The organism is Rhizobium mesoamericanum STM3625 (assembly GCF_000312665.1).
GTDB lineage: Bacteria > Pseudomonadota > Alphaproteobacteria > Rhizobiales > Rhizobiaceae > Rhizobium > Rhizobium mesoamericanum.
Map to the genome: position 1 here is coordinate 5,565 of NZ_HF536776.1, position 2,593 is coordinate 8,157.

The window sequence follows — 2,593 nt, forward strand, 5'->3', positions numbered from 1 at the left end:
CGTAAGCATCCGGCGAAGGCCGCAGGCTGAAGGCTTTTAGATTTTTCGGCTTGATTTGCGGTCCGCGTTGCGGCCGGATGGCCGGCATCTTCAGGCCGCGTGCATGTGCGCCGCTGGTGACGCGCTCTTCCAATTCCAGGGCAAGAGCTCATCGATGCGATGCGCCGGATAACCGGCGATTCGGTGAAGCACGTCGGCGAGCCAGGCTTGCGGATCGACACCGTTCATCTTGGCCGAGACAATCAAGCTGTACATGGCGGCGGCGCGCTGGCCGCCGCGGTCCGATCCGGCGATAACCAGGATTTCCGGCCCAGCGCGATGCCGCGGAGGGCGCGTTCGGCGGCATTGTTCGAGAGACAAACACGCCCGTCGTCGAGGAAGAGGGTGAAGGCCGGCCAACGGTTCAGCAGGTAATCGAAGGCCTTGGCGAGATCATGATCGCGCGACAGCTTGGCACGCTGAGCCTTCATCCACGCTTCCAGCTTCAGGACCAAGGGTTTGCTGCGCTCCTGACGAACAGACTTTCGGAGCTCCGCGCTCTGACCGTTGATGTCGCGCTCGATGTCGAACAGGGCATCGATCCGCTGCACCATCTCCAGGGCGATCGGCGAGATGACCACCGCCTTCTTGCCCTGCGCTCGTCGGCGCGCGTTCGCCTCGACGTCGGCCATCGCGTAAAAGGGCCGCCTCGCATGGACCCAGCAGGCTGCTTCCGTTATCAGGCCGGGCCGTCGGTCCGGAAGATAGAGCTTGGTGTAGCCGCCATAGGCGTCCGCCTGCAAAATGCCGCTATAGCCGGCGAGATGCGCCTGCGGGTGCTCGCCCGCGCGGTCACGGGAATAGTAGAACATCGCCGACGGTGCGGCCGTGCCACCGAACGGTCGATCGTCGCGAACATAGACCCAACTTCGGGCGATATCGGTCTTTCCTGCCGCCAGGACCGGGACCGTCGTGTCGTCGCCGTGCAACCGCTCTGCCGCAAACGTATGGGCTGCGATCCGCTTAAGGATCGGATCGAGTACGGCACAGCAAGCACCGATGCTATCGGCCACTGTCGACAGGCTCAGCGGCACCCCTTCGCGTTCGAAGCGCTCGACCTGACGATTGAGCGGTAGATGCTGGCCGAACTTGTCAAACAGGATCATCGCCAGAAGATTGGGGCCGGCCCATCCGCGCGGGATGGCATGGAAAGGGGCCGGGGCCTGGCTGATCTTCTCGCAATCGCGGCAGGTAAACTTCTCGCGCACCGTCTGGATCACTTTCCATTGGCGCGGAATGACCTCGAGGGTCTCGGTGATGTCCTCACCCAGCTTGCGCAGCCGATCGCCGCCACAGCACTGGCAGCTCACGGGACCGGGCGCGACGACGCGTTCGCGCGGAAGATGCTCGGGGAAAGGCTTCTTTACCGGCCGACTGCGGCTAAAGCCGGCGACATTGACGGTGGCCGCGACCGCCATTTCGGCCGCGAGCTCGTCCTCGGTCGCCGCCATCTCCAACTCTTCCAGTTGGAACTCCATCTGATCGATCAGCCGGGCGCGACGCTCTGCCTTCGGGCCGTAAAGCTGCCGCTCGAGCTTCTCGATGCGCAGCTTCTGCCGGGCAATGACAGCAATATCCTCGGACGCCTTGGCTTTGGCGACGGCGAGTTCAGCCTCGATCTGTGCGCCCTTGGCGCGTGCCGCGATGAGCTCTGCCCGCAGGGCAGCAACATCGTCGGGAAGCAAATCGGGGCTAGTTTCCATGCCCGAAGTGAATCACAGAAGCCCTGATTTGCCTAGCATTTCAAAGAACTCGTTGCGGGATAATCGCCCTTCGGACGGTCACCCGGCGCTGGTCGGCCGCCAGGTCTGCTGCGGATTTCGCCAATCAATCCCCTCCAGCAGATAGGACATCTGACCGGCCGTCAGCGCGATCGCGCCATCCTCCGTCGCCGGCCAAATGAAGCGGCCGCGCTCGAGCCGCTTCGCATACAGCGATAGGCCGATACCATCATGCCAAAGGGCTTTTATCAGTCGGCCGCTACGACCGCGAAAGACAAAGACATCGCCCTTAAATGGATCGCGGCCGAGGCCCTCCTGCACCAGCAGCGCCAGACCCTGCATGCCCTTGCGCATGTCGCAGTGACCGCTTGCGATCCACACCCGCACCCCGGAACTGATCGGGATCATTTGAGCGCTCGCATGATCGCGGCTGCCAGGTCGCATGGCGCTGCTGCGCCAATCCTCACCTTCACGCCACTCGGGAAGTCCACGCACATGGCCGGCTCGGCCGCACCACCATTGCTCGCAACGTCAACGAGCTTGGCCGGGACGAACGCCGGACCGGCTTCCTGCGCCAAAGCTTGCCGTCGCCAAGTATAGATCAGCCCAGTCGCAACATCGAAACGGCGTGCGACGTCGCAAACCACCGCGCCTGGCGCGAAAGCCTCGGCCAGAATCTGCGCACGATCTTCCAACGACCATCGCCGACGCCGCTCCGGCCCCGTCAGCAAAACTGCATGTCCCATGCTCAATGCACTCTTAAGTCCACTCTTAAGAGCGCAGACTCACGGGAGACGCGGAACTTCGCAAGGCGGTTCACGCCGAAGGGATAC

The 2,593-nt window shown here is 63.2% G+C and carries 3 protein-coding genes; all 3 read right to left on the reverse strand.

Annotated features, from left to right (window positions below):
• Positions 1 to 90: 90 nt before the first annotated feature.
• The 3 genes from tnpC to tnpA all read right to left on the reverse strand — a co-directional run bounded on the left by tnpC (position 91) and on the right by tnpA (position 2,506).
• Positions 91 to 1,742 (reverse strand): IS66 family transposase gene (gene tnpC / locus BN77_RS28580; protein WP_167540391.1). Its coding sequence is split into 2 segments (ribosomal slippage): positions 91 to 296 and positions 296 to 1,742, totalling 1,653 coding nucleotides; the frame shifts between segments, so codons are not numbered across the junction.
• A 78-nt stretch (positions 1,743 to 1,820) separates the two neighbouring features.
• The gene (gene tnpB, locus BN77_RS28585; RefSeq protein WP_040679045.1) at positions 1,821 to 2,168 is read right to left on the reverse strand and encodes an IS66 family insertion sequence element accessory protein TnpB; all 348 of its coding nucleotides are present in this window, start codon (positions 2,166 to 2,168) and stop codon (positions 1,821 to 1,823) included.
• Entirely contained in the window at positions 2,165 to 2,506 is a 342-nt protein-coding gene (gene tnpA, locus BN77_RS28590) for an IS66-like element accessory protein TnpA (RefSeq protein ID WP_040679047.1), read from the reverse strand. The genes tnpB and tnpA overlap by 4 nt, the downstream gene beginning before the upstream one ends.
• Between the last annotated feature and the right edge of the window lie 87 nt (positions 2,507 to 2,593).

Bases quoted from the DNA above. Each gene is read 5' to 3' on its own strand.
- tnpB (WP_040679045.1), bottom strand. From the start codon at position 2,168: ATGATCCCGATCAGTTCCGGGGTGCGGGTGTGGATCGCAAGCGGTCAC.
- tnpA (WP_040679047.1), bottom strand. From the start codon at position 2,506: ATGGGACATGCAGTTTTGCTGACGGGGCCGGAGCGGCGTCGGCGATGG.